The 16,418-nt window shown below is 60.6% G+C and carries 13 protein-coding genes and 1 pseudogene; 9 read left to right on the top strand and 5 right to left on the bottom strand.

Going from position 1 to position 16,418, the window contains the following annotated elements; genetic code table 11:
* The 3 genes and pseudogenes from G7025_RS26035 to G7025_RS26045 form a co-directional block, all read right to left on the bottom strand.
* Positions 1-232, bottom strand: a pseudogene (locus G7025_RS26035) (IS110 family transposase); the annotation flags it as partial.
* A gap of 242 nt (positions 233-474) precedes the next feature.
* Positions 475-2,892, bottom strand: a complete 2,418-nt coding sequence (locus tag G7025_RS26040) for a glucose/quinate/shikimate family membrane-bound PQQ-dependent dehydrogenase (protein ID WP_181081864.1) — start codon at positions 2,890-2,892, stop codon at positions 475-477.
* A gap of 571 nt (positions 2,893-3,463) precedes the next feature.
* The gene (locus G7025_RS26045; RefSeq protein WP_181081865.1) at positions 3,464-5,482 is read right to left on the bottom strand and encodes a TonB-dependent receptor; all 2,019 of its coding nucleotides are present in this window, start codon (positions 5,480-5,482) and stop codon (positions 3,464-3,466) included.
* A 149-nt stretch (positions 5,483-5,631) separates the two neighbouring features.
* Between G7025_RS26045 and G7025_RS26050 the strand changes: the two genes are divergently transcribed.
* Together G7025_RS26050 and G7025_RS26055 are read left to right on the top strand one after the other, a co-directional pair.
* Positions 5,632-5,865, top strand: coding sequence for a VF530 family protein (locus G7025_RS26050; protein WP_034096082.1), 234 nt, complete (start codon positions 5,632-5,634; stop codon positions 5,863-5,865).
* A gap of 4 nt (positions 5,866-5,869) precedes the next feature.
* Positions 5,870-6,496, top strand: a complete 627-nt coding sequence (locus G7025_RS26055) for a Pr6Pr family membrane protein (protein WP_181081866.1) — start codon at positions 5,870-5,872, stop codon at positions 6,494-6,496.
* 79 nt (positions 6,497-6,575) lie between these two features.
* Here G7025_RS26055 and G7025_RS26060 read toward each other — a convergent pair whose 3' ends face one another.
* Both G7025_RS26060 and G7025_RS26065 read right to left on the bottom strand, forming a co-directional pair.
* Positions 6,576-7,343: a siderophore-interacting protein gene (locus tag G7025_RS26060; RefSeq protein WP_181081867.1), complete on the bottom strand. Its 768-nt coding sequence runs from the start codon at positions 7,341-7,343 to the stop codon at positions 6,576-6,578.
* Entirely contained in the window at positions 7,340-7,888 is a 549-nt protein-coding gene (locus G7025_RS26065) for a PadR family transcriptional regulator (RefSeq protein ID WP_181081868.1), read from the bottom strand. The genes G7025_RS26060 and G7025_RS26065 overlap by 4 nt, the downstream gene beginning before the upstream one ends.
* A gap of 525 nt (positions 7,889-8,413) precedes the next feature.
* Here G7025_RS26065 and G7025_RS26070 point away from each other — a divergent pair.
* The 7 genes from G7025_RS26070 to G7025_RS26100 all read left to right on the top strand — a co-directional run bounded on the left by G7025_RS26070 (position 8,414) and on the right by G7025_RS26100 (position 16,150).
* A complete protein-coding gene (locus G7025_RS26070) occupies positions 8,414-8,905 on the top strand; it encodes a CS1 type fimbrial major subunit (protein ID WP_181081869.1) in 492 nt (163 codons plus the stop codon).
* Positions 8,906-9,024: 119 nt separating this feature from the next.
* A complete protein-coding gene (locus tag G7025_RS26075; protein ID WP_181081870.1) occupies positions 9,025-11,550 on the top strand; it encodes a CS1-pili formation C-terminal domain-containing protein in 2,526 nt (841 codons plus the stop codon).
* A complete protein-coding gene (locus G7025_RS26080; RefSeq protein WP_181081871.1) occupies positions 11,550-12,809 on the top strand; it encodes a hypothetical protein in 1,260 nt (419 codons plus the stop codon). Before G7025_RS26075 ends, G7025_RS26080 begins: the two co-directional genes overlap by 1 nt.
* Positions 12,810-12,814: 5 nt before the next feature.
* Positions 12,815-14,080, top strand: a complete 1,266-nt coding sequence (locus tag G7025_RS26085) for a hypothetical protein (RefSeq protein ID WP_219855457.1) — start codon at positions 12,815-12,817, stop codon at positions 14,078-14,080.
* A 35-nt stretch (positions 14,081-14,115) separates the two neighbouring features.
* Positions 14,116-14,856, top strand: a complete 741-nt coding sequence (locus tag G7025_RS26090; protein WP_375139353.1) for a molecular chaperone — start codon at positions 14,116-14,118, stop codon at positions 14,854-14,856.
* Positions 14,856-15,389, top strand: coding sequence for a fimbrial protein (locus G7025_RS26095; protein WP_253510673.1), 534 nt, complete (start codon positions 14,856-14,858; stop codon positions 15,387-15,389). The genes G7025_RS26090 and G7025_RS26095 overlap by 1 nt, the downstream gene beginning before the upstream one ends.
* A 20-nt stretch (positions 15,390-15,409) precedes the next feature.
* A complete protein-coding gene (locus G7025_RS26100; RefSeq protein WP_181081874.1) occupies positions 15,410-16,150 on the top strand; it encodes a molecular chaperone in 741 nt (246 codons plus the stop codon).
* The last annotated feature ends 268 nt before the right edge of the window (positions 16,151-16,418 follow it).

Here is a 16,418-nt window from a genome sequence, read left to right on the forward strand (position 1 = left end):
ATTGCGGAGCCATTAACTTGACCGTATGACCAAGTGCCTGCAGTTTTCTTGCCCAATAGTGGGCTCCGCCACATGCCTCCATGCCCACTAGGCAGGGCTCCAGGTTGGCAAAAAAAGGCACAACCTGATCACGTTTAAGCTGCTTCCTTAGCGCTGTTTTTCCTTGTTGATCTATCGCGTGAAGTTGAAACACGGCTTTTGCCAAGTCAACCGAAACAGTCGTAATCTGCATGAGGACGCTCCCTTCCGCTAAGTGTGGATAACACTTTAACTTTGGCACATAGATGCCGTTAGGAAGGGGGCGTCCATTCCATTACCACAAGAACCGCATGTTTTCGAAGGCTTGTAGATAGCTGTGCCCCTATGGCGGCGGGGCAGTGAGAACTTTTTATTGGCTGACAGCAGCCGTATTGAACCCATGAAAAAGGCGGCTACCCGTAAGGGAAGCCGCCTTTGTCTTACCGCCGGTAACGCTTATTCCGGCAGTTTGAACGCCATCACATAATCACCCTGCTTGGTGCCCAGGGAGCCGTGACCGCCGGCCATGACCAGCACGTATTGCTTGCCGTCCTTGCCGGTGTAGGTCATCGGGGTGGTCTGGGCGCCGGCTGGCAGGCGGCCTTCCCACAGTTGCTTGCCGTTTTTCACGTCATAGGCACGCAGGTACTGGTCCAGGGTGCCGCTGAGGAACGCCACACCACCGGCGGTGGTGAAGGTGCCGCCCAGGCTCGGTACGCCCATGGTCAGCGGCACTGGAACCGGCGAGCTGTCACGCACGGTGCCGTTTTTGTGCATCCAGATGGTTTTGTGGGTGGTCAGGTCGACCGCGGCCACATAACCCCACGCCGGCGCCTGGCAAGGCAAGCCCATCGGCGACAGCAAAGCTTCGAGGATCACACCGTACGGCGCGCCTTTGTTCGGCTGCACGCCTTCGGTTTCGCTGACGCGCGGGCCTTGCTTGGCGATCTCGGCGGCCGGGATCAGTTTGGATTTGAACGCCATGTAGCTCGGGTTTACGAACGCGATCTGACGTACCGGGTCGACGGAAATGCCACCCCAGTCGAACACGCCGAAGTTACCTGGGTACACGATCGAACCCTGCAGCGACGGCGGGGTGAACGGACCGTCATAGCGCATGGATTTGAAATCGATACGGCACAGCATCTGGTCGAATGGCGTCACGCCCCACATGTCACGCTCTTTGAGCGGCGGTGGCATGAAGTTCAGCTCGGACTTCGGCTGGGTCGGGGAGGTACGGTCGCCCGCCACTGCGCCTTGCGGCACAGCCACTTCGTGGATCGGCACCACCGGCTGGCCGGTTGCACGGTCCAGCACATAGATGCTGCCCTGCTTGGTCGACGCCATCACCGCCTGCTTCACGCCGGCTTCGGTCTTGATGTCGATCAGCGAAGGCTGGCCGCCGACGTCCATGTCCCACAGGTCATGGTGGGTGAACTGGAAGGTCCACTTCACGTGACCGGTGTCGATGTCCAGCGCGGTCAGGCCCGCAGCGTACTTCTCGGAATCATCGGTACGGTCGCCGCCATACTGGTCGGGCATCTGGTTGCCCATCGGCAGGTAGAGCATGCCGAGTTTTTCGTCCACGGCGAACATGGACCACATGTTCGGCGAGTTACGGGTGTAGGTCTTGCCCTCGGCCAACGGGGTGGTGTCGTCCGGGTTGCCGCTGTCCCAGTTCCACACCAGCTTGCCGGTGTGCACGTCGAACGCGCGGATCACACCGCTTGGCTCGTCGACGGAAACGTTGTCGGTCACATGACCACCGATGACCACCAGGTTTTTGGTCACGGCCGGTGGCGAAGTGGAGTAGTAACCGCCTGGGGCGAAGCTACCGATATTGGCACGCAGGTCGACCTGGCCTTTGTCGCCGAAGTCTTCGCACATTTTGCCGGTGTCGGCGTTCAGGGCGATCAGGCGGGTATCGGCGGTCGGTACGAAGATGCGTTTCGGGCAGGCATTCGGCGCGGCGGCCGGGCTGGCGCTGCCGGTCGGGCTCTGTTCGGAGGCATAGGCGGCGTCATCGTGATACGACACGCCACGGCAGGTCATGTGCGCCCAGCCTTTGAAGTTCTCGGCACCCTGGCTGCTGATCTTCGGATCGAAGCGCCAGATTTCCTTGCCGGTGTCCGGGTCCAGCGCGATCACTTGGCTGTGCGGTGTGCACACGTAGAGCATGCCGTTGACTTTCAGCGGGGTGTTTTCCGCAGTGGTCTCGCCCGGATCGTTAGGGCCTGGGATGTCGCCGGTGCGGTAGGTCCACGCCGGCACCAGTTTGTGCGCGTTCTCCGGAGTGATCTGCGCCAGCGGCGAGTAGCGATCACCAAAGGCCGAACGGCCGTAGGAATTCCAGTCACCATCGGCCTGGGCCGGCGCAGCGCTGGCCATGCCCGGCACGGCGTCACGGTCCAGTTCGCCGGTCTTGACCATTTCACCGGGGTTGGTGAATTGGCTGGCCAGGGCGGTCGCACCGGCCAGCACCACGGCCACGCTCAGCGCGCCGGTGCCCAGCGGCGCAGGCTGGCCGCGCAGCAACGGACGGCGAACCCACGGCAGCAGCATGACGATGCCCAGGGCGAACAGCAGCGCCAGGCGCGGTACCAATTGCCACCAATCCAGGCCGACTTCCCACAATGCCCACACGGTGCTGGCAAACAGCACCAGTGCGTACAGGCCCAGCGCCGCGCGGCGGGTGGCCAGCAGCAGAACGCCGGTGAGGGTGATACCGATACCGGCCAACAGGTAGTACAGCGACCCGCCGAGCGTAGTCAGCTTGATACCGCCGGCCAGCAGGGCCAGGCCCATGATCAGCAGCAAGACGCCGAGCAGCCTGGGCAGCAGGCGGCTTGGGCGCGAAGCACCATCAGTGCTCATAGTGTGTTTCTCCGTGACGTTGGAATAGTTGTGTAACCCCGTGCTTCACTCACTGTAGATGACGATTCGGCGCGGGCTTGGTTCAGCGTTATTTGGGTTTTTGTGGCAGACAGCGGAGTTATCCACCGGCGGGCGATTTATCCCCAGGCGCGGGTCGATGTAAGACAGCGCTGTCTGGACTGTAGGAGGATTTTGGCAAGATGGGATCGACCGCGGGCGTGAAACGTTTCAGTTTGTTGCGGCAAGGATAAAGAGATGACGCGCCGAGAGAAAGCGCAAATCGCAAGATGCATCATTTCCAATTTGGTAACAGTGACAGAACGTCGCTGCATACACGGTGGTTTCAGCCTTGAGTTGAATGGCGAACGAACTGCCCCCGCGCGGGGCAAGCCCGCTCACCACACCGTTGTGGGTCAGCCTGTGAGACTCGATGGCCATCGGGGGCAAGCCCCCTCCCACAGCGCACAGCAGGGGTGTCTACATTTTCTTTGCTGAAAAGAAGCGATTTTTTTGTGGTGAGCGAGCTTGCCTCGCGCGAGGCCGGCCCCTTCACCACAAGAGCCTCGGCTTTTTAAAAGGTCGTGCGAACGCCCACCTGCACGCTGCGGCCCGGTGCCGGGGCGATGTCGCGCAGGATCGAGCTGGCATAGCGCACGGTCTGATTGGTGAGGTTTTCGCCGTTCACGAATGCCAGCCACTGGCTGGTGCCGACATTGAAGCGGTAACCGGCGCTGGCGCCCAGGGTGGTGTAGCCGTCGGTGCCGCTTTCGTTATCCGGTACGCGGCCCTGGCCGGCGGCGTGTTCCACGTCGATGCGCGCCTGCCAGCGGTCCAGTTCCCACAGCAGGCCGCTGTTCAGGCGCAATGGCGCAATGCGCGGCAAGGCTTCGCCGGTGTCCAGATTGGTGGCGCGGGTGTAATCGCCTGACAATTCCAGCGCAAACTTGCCGTAGGCGCTTTCGCCGAGTTTCCAGTGATCCTGGGCTTCGAAGCCGGCGAATCGCGCACGCACACCGGAGTATTCGTACTCGGGGATGCCCGTCGGATCTTCTTCACCTTCGTCGTTCAGCGTACGACCGGTGCCCAACAAACCGATGTAATTGGAAAAGTGGCTGTAGAACACGCCGAAGCTGCCCTTGTGAGTGCCATTGTCGAAACGCAGCGCCAGGTCGCTGGACACGGCTTTTTCTTTTTTCAGGTTGGCATCGCCCAATTCAAAGGTGCCGGTGGCGACGTGCGCACCGTTGGCGTACAGCTCATAGAATGTCGGCGCCCGTTCGGTGTAGCCCAGGGTCGCGGCCAGGGACCAGATTGGCGTCAGCGTATACACCGCGCCCGACGACAGGCTGCCGGCGGTGAAGGTATTGCTTTGGTCGGCGCCGGCGAAACGTGCGTTGCCTTTGGCGTCGGGGTCGACCTGGGTGTGCTCCAGGCGCCCGCCAAGGCTGAGCTTGAGGCGTTCGGTGGCCTGCAGTTCTTCGAGGATAAACAGCGCGCCGGCGGTGGTGTCGGTTTGCGGCACAAAGGCTTCTTCGCCCAGCGCCGAGAACTCGTTGCGCGTCACCTGCGCGCCGACCACACCATTGAGCGGCCCGATCGGCTGGTGCCGCGCTTCCACTCGGGCTTCGTAGCCTTTGTTCTTGAACACGGTGCCGGTCTCGCCGCCTTCGATTTCGCGGTGTTCGTAATCGGTGTAGCCCGCGTCGAGTTTTACCGAGGTGAACGGCCCCTGCAGGTTGCGGATCTGCGACGCGAAGGCGTAGTGATCCTGCTGCATGCGGATACGCACGTCCTGTTCGGCGGGCGAGCCGTAGTTGCTGTCGTAGTTGCTGTAGGACAGCCCGGCGTAGCCGTCGTCCCAGGTGTAGGAACCGCCCACCGCGCCGCCGTCCTGACGCCCGTCGCTGTTGCCCAGGCGACCGTTCCTGCCGGGGCCGTCGTTGCTGTTCGGTGCGTGCCGGCTGCGTGCGTCGCCGGGGATTTTCAGATCGTTGAACGCCCGCGCGCTGGCGTCCAGGTGCAGGGCGAACGCACCGTTGCCGGCCTCCAATCTGCCGGCGCTGCTGCGGGTGGTGTCCGCGCCGCCGTAGCGCAGCTCACCGGCGCCCTGGATACCTTCAATGGCTTCGGTGGGGATGCGGTTGTCGAAAGTGTTGACCACGCCACCGATGGCGCTGCCGCCATACAACAGCGCCGCCGGGCCGCGCACAATTTCAATGCGCTCCACATTGACCGGGTCCAGCGGCACCGCATGATCGTAGGACAGCGACGACGCATCCAGCGCGCCCACGCCATTGCGCAGCAGGCGAATGCGGTCGCCATCCTGGCCGCGAATGATCGGCCGGCTGGCACCTGGACCAAAGTACGACGAGGACACCCCCGGCTGTTTATTCAGGGTTTCACCCAGGCTGCCTTTTTGCTGCAGGGTCAGTTCATCGCCCTCCAGCACGGTGGTGGGCGAGGCCAGTTGTTCGCTGCCCAGCGGGTTGCCGGTGACCACCTGGGTTGGCAGCTCAAGGGCGTGGGTTTCGGTGCAGATCAGCAGCGCGGCGGCGAGTGGGGTCAAGCGCCAGAAGGAGGGGAGGGACATCGGACATTCCTTGGAAAAGCGACGAAAAGATTTGAAAGTTATAGTTACAATATAACATCTCTTTTTGCCGGGGAACGGGAACTTTTTTACCTGGTCTGACGGGGTGATAAGGTGTGCACCCTTCTGACCCGACTCTTCATAGGCCTGGCATGACCGCGACAAGCAACGACCCTCTCCATGGCGTCACCCTGCAACACATCCTCACCACATTAGTGGAGCATTACGAATGGCAAGGCCTGGCCGAGCGCATTGATATTCGCTGTTTCAAGAGCGATCCGAGCATCAAGTCGAGCCTGACCTTCCTGCGCAAAACCCCATGGGCGCGGGAAAAAGTCGAAGGGCTGTACGTGAAGCTGATGCGCACCAAACGACCGTTGGATTGAACCCATGAAGCGGTATGCGGCGGCAGCGGCACTGGCCGGTTGGGTGGGCCTGGCGATTCAGCAGTACCTGATTTTCTATTCGCGCTGGACGTCCGGCGCCAGCCTGATGGGTGGGCTGATCAACTTTTTCAGTTTCTTCACCGTGTTGACCAATACCCTGGCGGTGGTGGTGCTCAGCTATGCCCTGGTCAATCGCCCCTCGGCGGCGCGGCGATTTTTTCTCGCGCCAGCGGTGAGCAGTGGCATCGCGGTGAGCATCGTGGTGGTGGGCCTGGCCTACAACCTGTTGCTGCGGCATTTGTGGCAGCCCGAAGGTTTCCAATTCATTGCCGACGAACTGCTGCACGACGTCATGCCCGTGCTGTTCGCGGTGTATTGGTGGCGGTACGTGCCCAAGGGGCAGTTGCGCTTTACGCACATCGGCCTGTGGGTGATCTACCCGCTGGTGTATTTCGGCTACGCGCTGCTGCGTGGCGATCTGCTCGGGCAATATCAGTACCCGTTCATCGACGTGAGTACGCTGGGTTATCCCCAGGTGTTCGTGAATGCCGGGGGGATTCTGGCGGGGTTTGTGCTGATTGCGGCAGTGGTGGTGGGGGTGGACAAGTCTTTGCGGTCGCCATCGCTCTGATGTGGGCATGTCAGCCGGTTCATCGTTGGCTGACATGCTGCTATCGGGATTGGATCATCCTCTGTTCTGGAGGGACGAGTTATTCCTCTTCGCTACCGTCGGCGCGCCAGTAACCGACAGCCTTGAGGTACTCCTCGTTCACACGGTGCGTGTCGAGCAGCACCCGTCGCAGTTGGCGCGACACCTTGGTTTCGGTCGCCACGAAGCAGTACAGCGAACCCTCCGGCATCCTCAGGTTCTGCACCGTCTGAACCAGGTCATCCTGGCCACGCACCACCCAAATGACCTTCACATTGGCTGCACTGTGCAGTAGCTGTTGCTCCGCCGCATCGGCGATTTCAATCACCGCCAATACCGTGCGCCCGGCCGGCAGTTCTTCCAGGCGTCGACCGATGGCCGGCAGCGCGGTTTCGTCGCCGATCAGCAGGTAGCTGTCGAATATGTCGGGCACGATCAACGAGCCCCTTGGCCCGCCGATGTAGAGGTGCTGGCCGGGTGTGGCCTGTTCGGCCCAGGTGGAGGCGGGGCCGTCGCCGTGCAGCACGAAGTCGATGTCCAGTTCGCCGCGTTGCGCGTCATGGCGGCGTGGCGTGTAGTCGCGCATGGCCGGTTGCGGGCCATCGCCCTTGATGTTGAACGTCGGGCTCTCCAGTGCGGCCTGTTCGGCGGCGTCGCGCGGGAACAACAGCTTGACGTGGTCGTCGCTGCCCAGGCTGATAAAGCCCGCCAGTTGCGGCCCGCCCAGGGTGATGCGGCGCATGCGTGGGGTGATATCGACAACGCGCAACACGTCGAGGCGGCGGCGTTTGATTTCGTGGGTGACGCGGTGGATGACTGGCCTATTCATTGAGCTTTCCCGTCAGCGATGGCTTGGGCGGTGCCGTTGAGCAACGCGGCGACCCGCACGATTTCTTCCGGGCTCCAGCGCCCGTGGTGCGAATGCAAGGCGTGGCGCAGGTTATGCACCGCCTCGTGGATTTCCGGCGGACGATCATGCCCGCGCAGCGAGCGCTTGCTTACGTCCATGCGCAGGCGAATGCCATCGAGGGCAACCGCTTGTTCGCTCAAGAAGAGACGGCCGGCGTCGGTGATGGTGTAGCGTTTTTTTCCGCCTTCGGCGTCGCCGCTGATCAATTCGCTTTCCTCCAGGAAGGTCAGCGTGGGGTAGATCACGCCCGGGCTGGGGCTGTAGGCACCGTCGAACAGGGCTTCGATCTTGCGGATCAGGTCATAGCCGTGGCAAGGCTGCTCGGCGATCAGTGCCGGTAGCAGCAATTTCAGATCACCCGGCGCAAATACACGTGGGCCACGTCCGCCGCGTTCGCGGCCGGGGCGTTTTTCGAAGCCGTCGCGGCTGTCACCGTGGTCTCGGTGATGATGAGGGTCTCTCATGGTCGTAGCCTCTGTCTGATTTAGATACAACTTAAGATATATCTTACGCAAAGGGCAACGTTGTCTGACCAGCGGTATCGACTGCCGCACCCCGCGTCGAAGAACGGAAAACGGCAGGGAGAAGCCGCGCCTATATCGAGAGTTGTCGATTAAATAAATAGCATTTTCGTGAATAACGCTTACAGTTGTTAGTTGGAGTTATTACTCTAAAACAAGTAATGGTCAGGCAGGCTGTGGCGTGTAGTACATTTCTTACAGTTAAGTGCATTAGATAAGTAGTATCTGGGCTTAATTAGTTGTGGTAATCGGACTACAGTAATTATTCATCATATTGAATTTAATGATTTTTTTCCTTCTGCTCATGTTGTGCATTACTACGCTTTAATACGAAACGGCTGGCTTCATTAAGTTGGTTTTCGAGGGACTATTTACGTGCTTCGCAAGACCCGGTTCGAATTGGGCTGTGCGACGCACGGAAATGCGTTGTTCAACTAACTTTCTGACGTGATAAAACAGGTACTTAAAATGCTTAAGAAGACCGCTTTCGTACTGCCATTGATGGCGCTGGCTTTCGGCTCCTCCAGCGTATTCGCTGCCGGTGAAGCCTCCAGCATCATCAACATCAAGGCGACGATTCCGACCCAGCAGTTCCATGCACAGCCGGTTGATCCGAACTGGGGTCGCGATGAAACCATGAACTACAACACCGTCACCGGTGACCTGAGTTCGCTGCGCGCCACCTACAACGTGAAAAACACCGACGGCTCCATCAAGGCGTACATCGAAGGCGGCCCAGCGTCGTTGACCAACGGCACCGACTCCATCGCGCTGACCACCACCTTCAACAACGTAACCCTCACCGGTTCGCCGCTGGAAGTGGTCGATGACCCCAGCTCCACCCCAGGTACCCAAGCCGACATGGTGGTGACTGCCGCCAAGCCAGCGGCTGGCATTGCCGGTCTGTTCACCACCAGCTACACCGTGGTGTTTGACCACGAGCCACGTGTAATCCCTTGAGGCATAGCCAACTGAGCAATAAGCACCGTTTTATTGCCGGGTAGCGATACCGGTCGACAGGCAGCTTCTGTCGGTCGACCGGTTTTCCCATGAAGTCCGAAATTCAGAGAATTCAGTTCATGTTCCCGATGACTCCCATCGCGGCAGCGCTTGCCTTGTTGTTTTGTGCCGGCGCGCTCGCGGCCGGCACCACCGACGGCACGACACCTCGTAGTTTGTTATCCCAGGCAAAGGGTTTGCCGGCGGACTTTGAAGAGCACTTTTTCGATGTGCCACTGGCGGTCAGGGTTGAACTGGATAGAGAGTTTGTCTCCGAGGCAATGATTGTCTTGTCCCGTGATGACCGCCTGACATTGCTCGACTTTACCGACCACGACGGCAGCGTGATCCAGGATGAAGAGCGCGACCGTTGGGCCGAATACCTAAAACAGGGCGTGGCCCTGGGCACATGTGAAAGCGCCTGCCCCGAAAGGCTCATGGCCGTGCATTACAACCTGGAAAACTCCACGGTTTCCCTGCTCACCGAAAACGTCGAGCGCGACGACAAGGCGCAGCGTTATTACTTCCTGCCTGCCGGTGGCAGCACCGGTCTGATCGTACGCAACCAGTTGAATCTCACCGGTGGCCAGGACCAGGACGTCGGCGGCCGCTTCGGCATCGACGCCAGCAGCAGCCTGGGCTTGTGGAGCCAGACCCTGAACATGCAGTTTTCACGACTGAGCGGGCCGGATGACAAAGACCTCAACCATGCCGTTTATTCGCTTTATACCCAGCGCGAGCTGGAAGGCCGTTTCTTTCGCTTGGGCTACTTCACCCCCAATGCCGAAGGGCTGACGCGCCAGTTGCGTACCTTCGGCGCCAGCCCGGATACAGCCATCGGCGTGATGTACGGCAGCTCCGACAGCTTGATGATCAATAATGCCAAGCCCGCCGTGTTCCCGATCTACGTCACCGCCAGCCGCCAGGCTTCGGTGGAGATTTACCGCAATGGCCTGTTGCTCAATACCCAGGCCGTTGGCAGCGGCCTGCAAAGCCTGGATACCCGGTCATTGCCTGGCGGCATCTATGAAGTGGAGGTGCGACTGGTAGAGGACGGCCAGATCACCAGCACCACCCAGGAATTGGTGTACAAGCCCAACAACTGGAGCAACCACGAAGAGCGCTGGCGCTACAATTTGTTCGCCGGCCAGGAAAGCAAGCTGCTGAGTAACTTCGACGAGCAGACCAGCGGCAGCGCCACCGCCGGTGTGTCCGTCAACTACCTGGCCCACCCGCGCGTGGTGCTGGGCGTGTCCGGACGCCAGGTCAAGGACAACATGCAGTTAGGTACTTCGGTGGACTGGACGGTCGCCGACCAGGCCAACCTGTATGCCAACATTTACCGGACCGAAAAGTATGGCACCGGCCTGGACCTTAACGGCCTGTACAACTACGGTGCCGGCAGCGTGGTGTTCAACCACACCCGTAGTTGGCTCGACACCCGCAACACCTACGAGACCCTGCCCGATGGCACGCGCATCCGCCAGCGTGATGTCTTCGTCGGCCAGACCAGCAACTCGTCGCTGTCCGTCAACCACCGCCTGAGTAACCTGCGCTCGATCAATGGCCGTCTCTCGTACAGCGAAGGCAATGTCGAGGGCGTCGGCCTGGACTTGGGCTGGACCGAGCGTACGCGTCTGTTCGACAACGATGCCCATTGGCGCTTGTCGGTGTTCGACCGACCAGCCACCGCCAGTACCGGCGACCAGCGCAATCGCGGGGTCGACCTGAGCGTCAGCCTGGCCCTCGGCGCGCCGGGCGAGCAGTGGTCCGCCAGCATCGGCACGCGCACCGCCCGCGATGGCTCGCGCGACAATAATGCCTCGCTGACCTACCGCAAAGACTTGCAGGACCACGTGCTGCAGAGCGTCTCCGCCACTGCGACGACCGATACCTACGGCGTCGGTCTGTCCGGCATGGCCAGCTTCGAGAATGACTTCGTTCGGGGCGACGGCTTCGTCCAGCGCTCTTCATTCAACGATGAGCTCAGCGGCGGCCTGAACCTGGACAGCACCTTTGCCGTGGGGCAACGCCAGATGGTGCTTACCAGCCAGTACCACGGCGGTGGCTCCGGGCTGATCGTCGACGTAGAGACCGACCTCGACGACATCGCCCTGCGGGCCGACGACATGAGCGGCGGCAGCGTGGCCCTGCGCCCTGGGCGCAACTTCATTCCGATCACCGCCTACAAGGGCAGCTCGGTAGCGTTCGACTTCGAAGGCAATCACGCGCCGTCGGCCGCTATCCAGCCACCCCGCACCCGCTATCACCTGAACAAGGGCGGCGTGGAGTATCGCAAGATCAGCGTAATGCAGACCGTGACGGTGCTGGGGCGCATGGTCGACTCCCAAGGCAAGCCGCTCAAGGGCCTGCACATCATCAATCACGCCACGCGCGGGGTGAGTGAGGTCGACGGCTTCTTCTCGCTGGAAATGAACGCCAGCTCGCCCACCCTCGAAGTTCGCCGCGATAACCAATTGCTGTGCCAGTTCCGACTCGATCCGTCCAAGGCGCGCATTGAGAGCAACGTCCTGATGATCGGCGACCTGCGTTGCACGCCGGATACCTTGGCTGACTCAAGCTTTAACACTGGAACGGCGGGGTGATGAGGGTGAAGCTGTTGAACGCATCGACGTTGTTGAGGTTTGCGCTGAAAGCCGTGCTGTTAGGCGGGGCCGGTGCACTGCCCGCCATGGCGGCCGAGTTGGATATACGCGCAGAGTTCCGGCCGGACCCCGCACAGCCTCATTTGAACAAGTTCGAGAACAAGACGCCGAACGTGGGGTTTTGTGTGGTTTTCCCTGCTCAATGCTCGGCCTTGAATATATTCAGTCTTGAAACGCCTATTCGTTTCGATGCCATCAGGCCTATTTCCGCCTTGCATGCGGACCCACGGCAGGGCGCAATGATGAAGGTCCCGACGGATTGGCGAGAGCTGACAGTCGTTCACCGACAGACCCAGGAAGTGGAGAAAGTCAGTGTACGCATAATAGGCGTGGGCTCCACTTACGATGTACCCAATATTATCGATGTCGTCGGAGGAGGCGTCGGCATTGCAGAGGCACATTCCAAATTGTGGGGGGGGCGCTGGGTTTACCCGCCCGTCGGCTGCAACGGTACGGGTTTTGGGATCTTTGCGGGAGAGGGCGCCTACCGTTTCTTCTGGCGGGTGCCCGTCGGCGCCGTATGCGCTAAGCAGGCCAGATACGATATTCCGGTGATGAGCTTCAGGTACTTGGCGTTCACCTACGAACTCGTCACGCCCAACCCTCTGGGCATGTCATCCGGGGAGTACACCGGCACTTATCAATACACCGTGGGGCCCAATCAGGATTTCGATATGGGCGACGTTTTGTTACCCAACGATTCGCTGCTGGCGCTGAATTTCACGCTGAACGTGGAACACGATCTCAGGGTTGAAGTGCCCCCCGGCGGCAACCGGATCGAGCTGGTGCCCCAGGGCGGCTGGCAAGCCTGGTTGAACCAGGGCCGCAAACCGGCGCGGCTGTTTCGTGACCAGACCTTCACGATTTCGGCCTCATCGCGTTTCAAGATGCAGTTGGAATGCGAGCGCGTGATGGGCGACACCTGCGCGCTGCGCAACGCCGCCGGCCACCAGGTGCCGCTCAACCTCAGCGTCAGCCTGCCCAATGGCCTCAACCGTCCCGATGGCTCCGCCGTCAGTCGCCAGCCCTTGCTGCTCAGCGGCGCCGGCACCGAGCAGTTCGACCCTCGGTACTACGTGAACCGTCGTCCTGGAACCCTGCATTTCGAAGTCGCCAGGGAACACACCGAGACCATGCTGGCTCAGGGCGGCAGCACCTATTCGGGGCAGGCCACGGTGATCTGGGATTCAGAGCTTTGACACGTATGTGGAGCAATCACGTGAACGTATCGCAATCGATAGAGCAATGTCTGGGCGCAGGCGCCTGCCTGCTGTTGGCATTGCTGGCAATGCCGGCATCGGGCGTGGATATGCCCATTGAGGCAGAGTTCAAGCCGGACCCTGCCAACCCTCACTTGAACAAGTTTGAAAACAAGACACCCAACAGTGGTTACTGCGCATCGTATCCGACGCAATGCCAGAGTCTTGGGATATTCAGCTTGCGGGCGCCCATTCGGTTTGATTCCAGCCAACCCATCGCGGCGCTCCATACCGATCCCCGGCAAGGTGCCATGTTCGACGCCCCGACTGAATGGAGGGAGCTCACTGTCGTGCATCGCCAGACGCAGGAGCAGGAAACGGTAAAGATACGCGTGGCAGGCTTCGGCTCGTCATATATGACGGAAAACGTGATTGATTTGGTAGGCGGTGGTGTTCCCGCTCCCGAAGCACACGGGCTCTTATGGACTGGCGGGGGCTGGCTCAGAAGCGCGCCTCCCTGCACGGGGTCGGGGCTCGCGGCTTACGCGGTTAACTACTACGTCTTTTTCTGGAGAACGCCTGTAGAAGGGGTCTGTGCCAAGCCGGCCCGTTTCGATATTCCCTGGCTGCGTTACAACTACCTGGACTTTACCTACGAGTTGATCACGCCTAATCCGCTGGGCATGTCGTCTGGGGAATACGAGGGGACTTATCAGTACACCCTAGGGCCGCATCAGGATTTCGATATGGGCGATGTAATGCTGCCCAACGACTCGCTGCTCACGCTGAACTTCACGCTGAGGGTTGAACATGACCTAAAAATCGAAGTCCCCCCCGGCGGTAATCGCATTGAACTGGTGCCCCAGGGCGGCTGGCAAGCCTGGCTGAACCAGGGCCGCATTCCTGCGCGGTTGTTCCGCGACCAGACCTTCACGATCTCGGCCTCATCGCGTTTCAAGATGCAGTTGGAGTGCGAGCGCGTGATGGGCGACACCTGCGCGCTGCGCAACGCCGCCGGCCACCAGGTGCCGCTCAACCTCAGCGTCAGCCTGCCCAACGGCCTAAACCGCCCCGATGGCTCCGCCGTCAGTCGCCAGCCCTTGCTGCTCAGCGGCGCCGGCACCGAGCAGTTCGACCCTCGGTACTACGTGAACCGTCGTCCTGGAACCCTGCATTTCGAAGTCGCCAGGGAACACGTCGAGGCCATGCTCACCCAGGGCGGCAGCACCTATTCCGGGCAGGCCACGGTGATTTGGGATTCGGATTTGTAATGGCGTACCGCGTCTTATTGGAGAGAGTCATGTGGATCAGATATCTATTGGTGCTGGGCGCATTGTGCGGTTTTCCGCTGTGCGCGAACGCTGGCCCCAGCCTCAACGTCGGGGTGTTCTACGACTACCTGGACGGCGATAAAAGTACCTACCTCAAACGGGTCTATAACGCCGGCGACAGTACCGCCTTCGTGCGTATCCAGGTGTTGGAAATTCTCTACAACGCCGACGGCTCATCCGAAGAGGTGGAGCTCAAGCCCGGCGCAGACCCCAGCGTACGGGAGGGGCTGATGGCCAGCCCGTCACGCCTGATTGTGCCGGCCGATGGCGTCCAGAGCACCCGCTTGCTGTACCTCGGCGAGCGGGAAAAAGAGCGTTATTTCCGCGTGCGCTTCGTACCGGTAATGCCCGAGAAGGACGACGAGTTCGCCCTCCCGGAGGAAGAACGCGAAGCCTACAAAGGCGCCTTGTCGGCCGGGGTTACGGTGCTGGCGGGGTACGGCACGGTGTTTTTCGTGCGGCCCAAGGCCGCTTGGTTCGAAACCGGCGTCGACGACAGCGCCGGCCGTTATCAGTTGAACAACGCCGGCAACAGCGTGGTGGTGGTCGATGAGTTCAAGGACTGTTCCACCGCCGACCCAACGGACTGCCAGCCCACTACCAAGAACCACATTTTGCCGGGCCGTGCGTTCGGCTTTGATAAGCAGGGGGGGCGGGTGTACCGCTTCAGCCTGATCGAAGGCAGCGAGAAAAAAACCTATGAGGTCAAAGGCTGATGGTCAGTGAAAAAATCCAACCCGAGTGGCCCCGGCCAGCGTATGACGCGCTGTACAAAATCCTGATGGGCCTGGTGTTGCTGGTGGGCGTATTGCTCAGCACCCCGGCGCAGGCGATTCGCGAAGTCGAGGTGTTCGACGTTTCGGTGACCATTCCTACCCAGGACTTCTACGTGTTGCCGGTGGACCCAGGGTTCCTGGAGCGTGAGCAGCAGATGGTCTGGGAGCTGGTGCCGGGGCGCCTGCGGCCGCTGCGCGAACACTTCGACGTGAAAAGCTCGGCGGGCGGCATCAATGCACGCCTGGGCGCGTTGCCCACGCTGTTCAATGGAGGGCGTACCTACATCGACCTCAGCGTGACCTTCAACGGCCAGGTGCTGGGCCTGGACGACAGGTTGGTGGTGTCCCATGACGAGGCGCGGCTGGGCAAGCGTGTCCTGCTGGACATCTCGGCGGTGCAGCCGGCGGACGGTTTTACCCCGGGTGAGTACTACGGCAGCGTCGAGCTGCTGTTCGATGCGGTGCGGCCGTGATGGTTTTCCAAGGAGTCATTATGAAACGTGTATGTGCGGGCCTGGCTTTATTGCTGTGTTCCCTGGGCGCTCAGGCGGGGCCGAACATCAGCGTCGGCGATTTCTACGACTATTTGCCGGGCGACAAAGGCACTTATCTGAAGCGGATATACAACGGCGGCACTTCCACTGCCTTCGTCAAGGTCAACATCAGCGAAATGCTCTACAAGCCCAACGGCACCTACGATGAAGTGCCACTGGAGGTCGGCCCGGACGGCCGTACGCGCAATGGCCTGATCGCCAGCCCCGCGCGCCTGATCGTGCCGGCTGATGGCATGCAAAGTACGCGGTTTGTGTTCATCGGCGACCGTCAGCGCGAACGCTACTTCCGCGTGCGCTACCTGCCGGTTGCGCCGGAGAAAGGCGACGAGTTTGGTGTGAGTGAGGAGGAACGCAAAGCTTATGTAGAAACCGTAGTGGGCGGTGTCCAGGTAATGGCTGGGTATGGCACGGTATTCTTTGTGCGGCCCGATAACAGCCGCTTCGATACGCGCATCGAAAACGGCGGGCAGCGCTATACGTTGCGCAACGCCGGGAACACCGTGGTGATGGTGGATGAGTTCAAGGATTGCTCGGTGGCCAAGCGCACGTCGTGCGCGCCGACCACCAAGAACCATATCTTTCCGGGGCGTACTTTCAGCTTCGAAAAACAGGCCGGGCGCACGTACCGTTTTTATCTGGTCGAAGGCGACAGCCAAAGGCTTGTGGAGGTGAACGGCTAAACGGCGCACAGCACGGGTATCTACATTTCTGCGGTGAAAATAAGCGATTCTTTTGTGGTGAGCGGGCTTGCCCTGCGCTGGGTCAGCTAAACCACTTCGCCTCAAATGGGGCTGCTTCGCAGCCCAACGCGGGACAAGCCTGCTCACCACAGAGTTATTTCAACCTTTGAAACGTGTGTAGATATCTATGGCTATCGGGGCCAAATGCACCGAGTCGCCGGATGGCGCGGTGTTGCTGAGTTAGGTGTTTGGATGTAGCGAGTGGTGA

This window comes from Pseudomonas lurida (genome assembly GCF_013522705.1).
Classification (GTDB): domain Bacteria; phylum Pseudomonadota; class Gammaproteobacteria; order Pseudomonadales; family Pseudomonadaceae; genus Aquipseudomonas; species Aquipseudomonas quebecensis.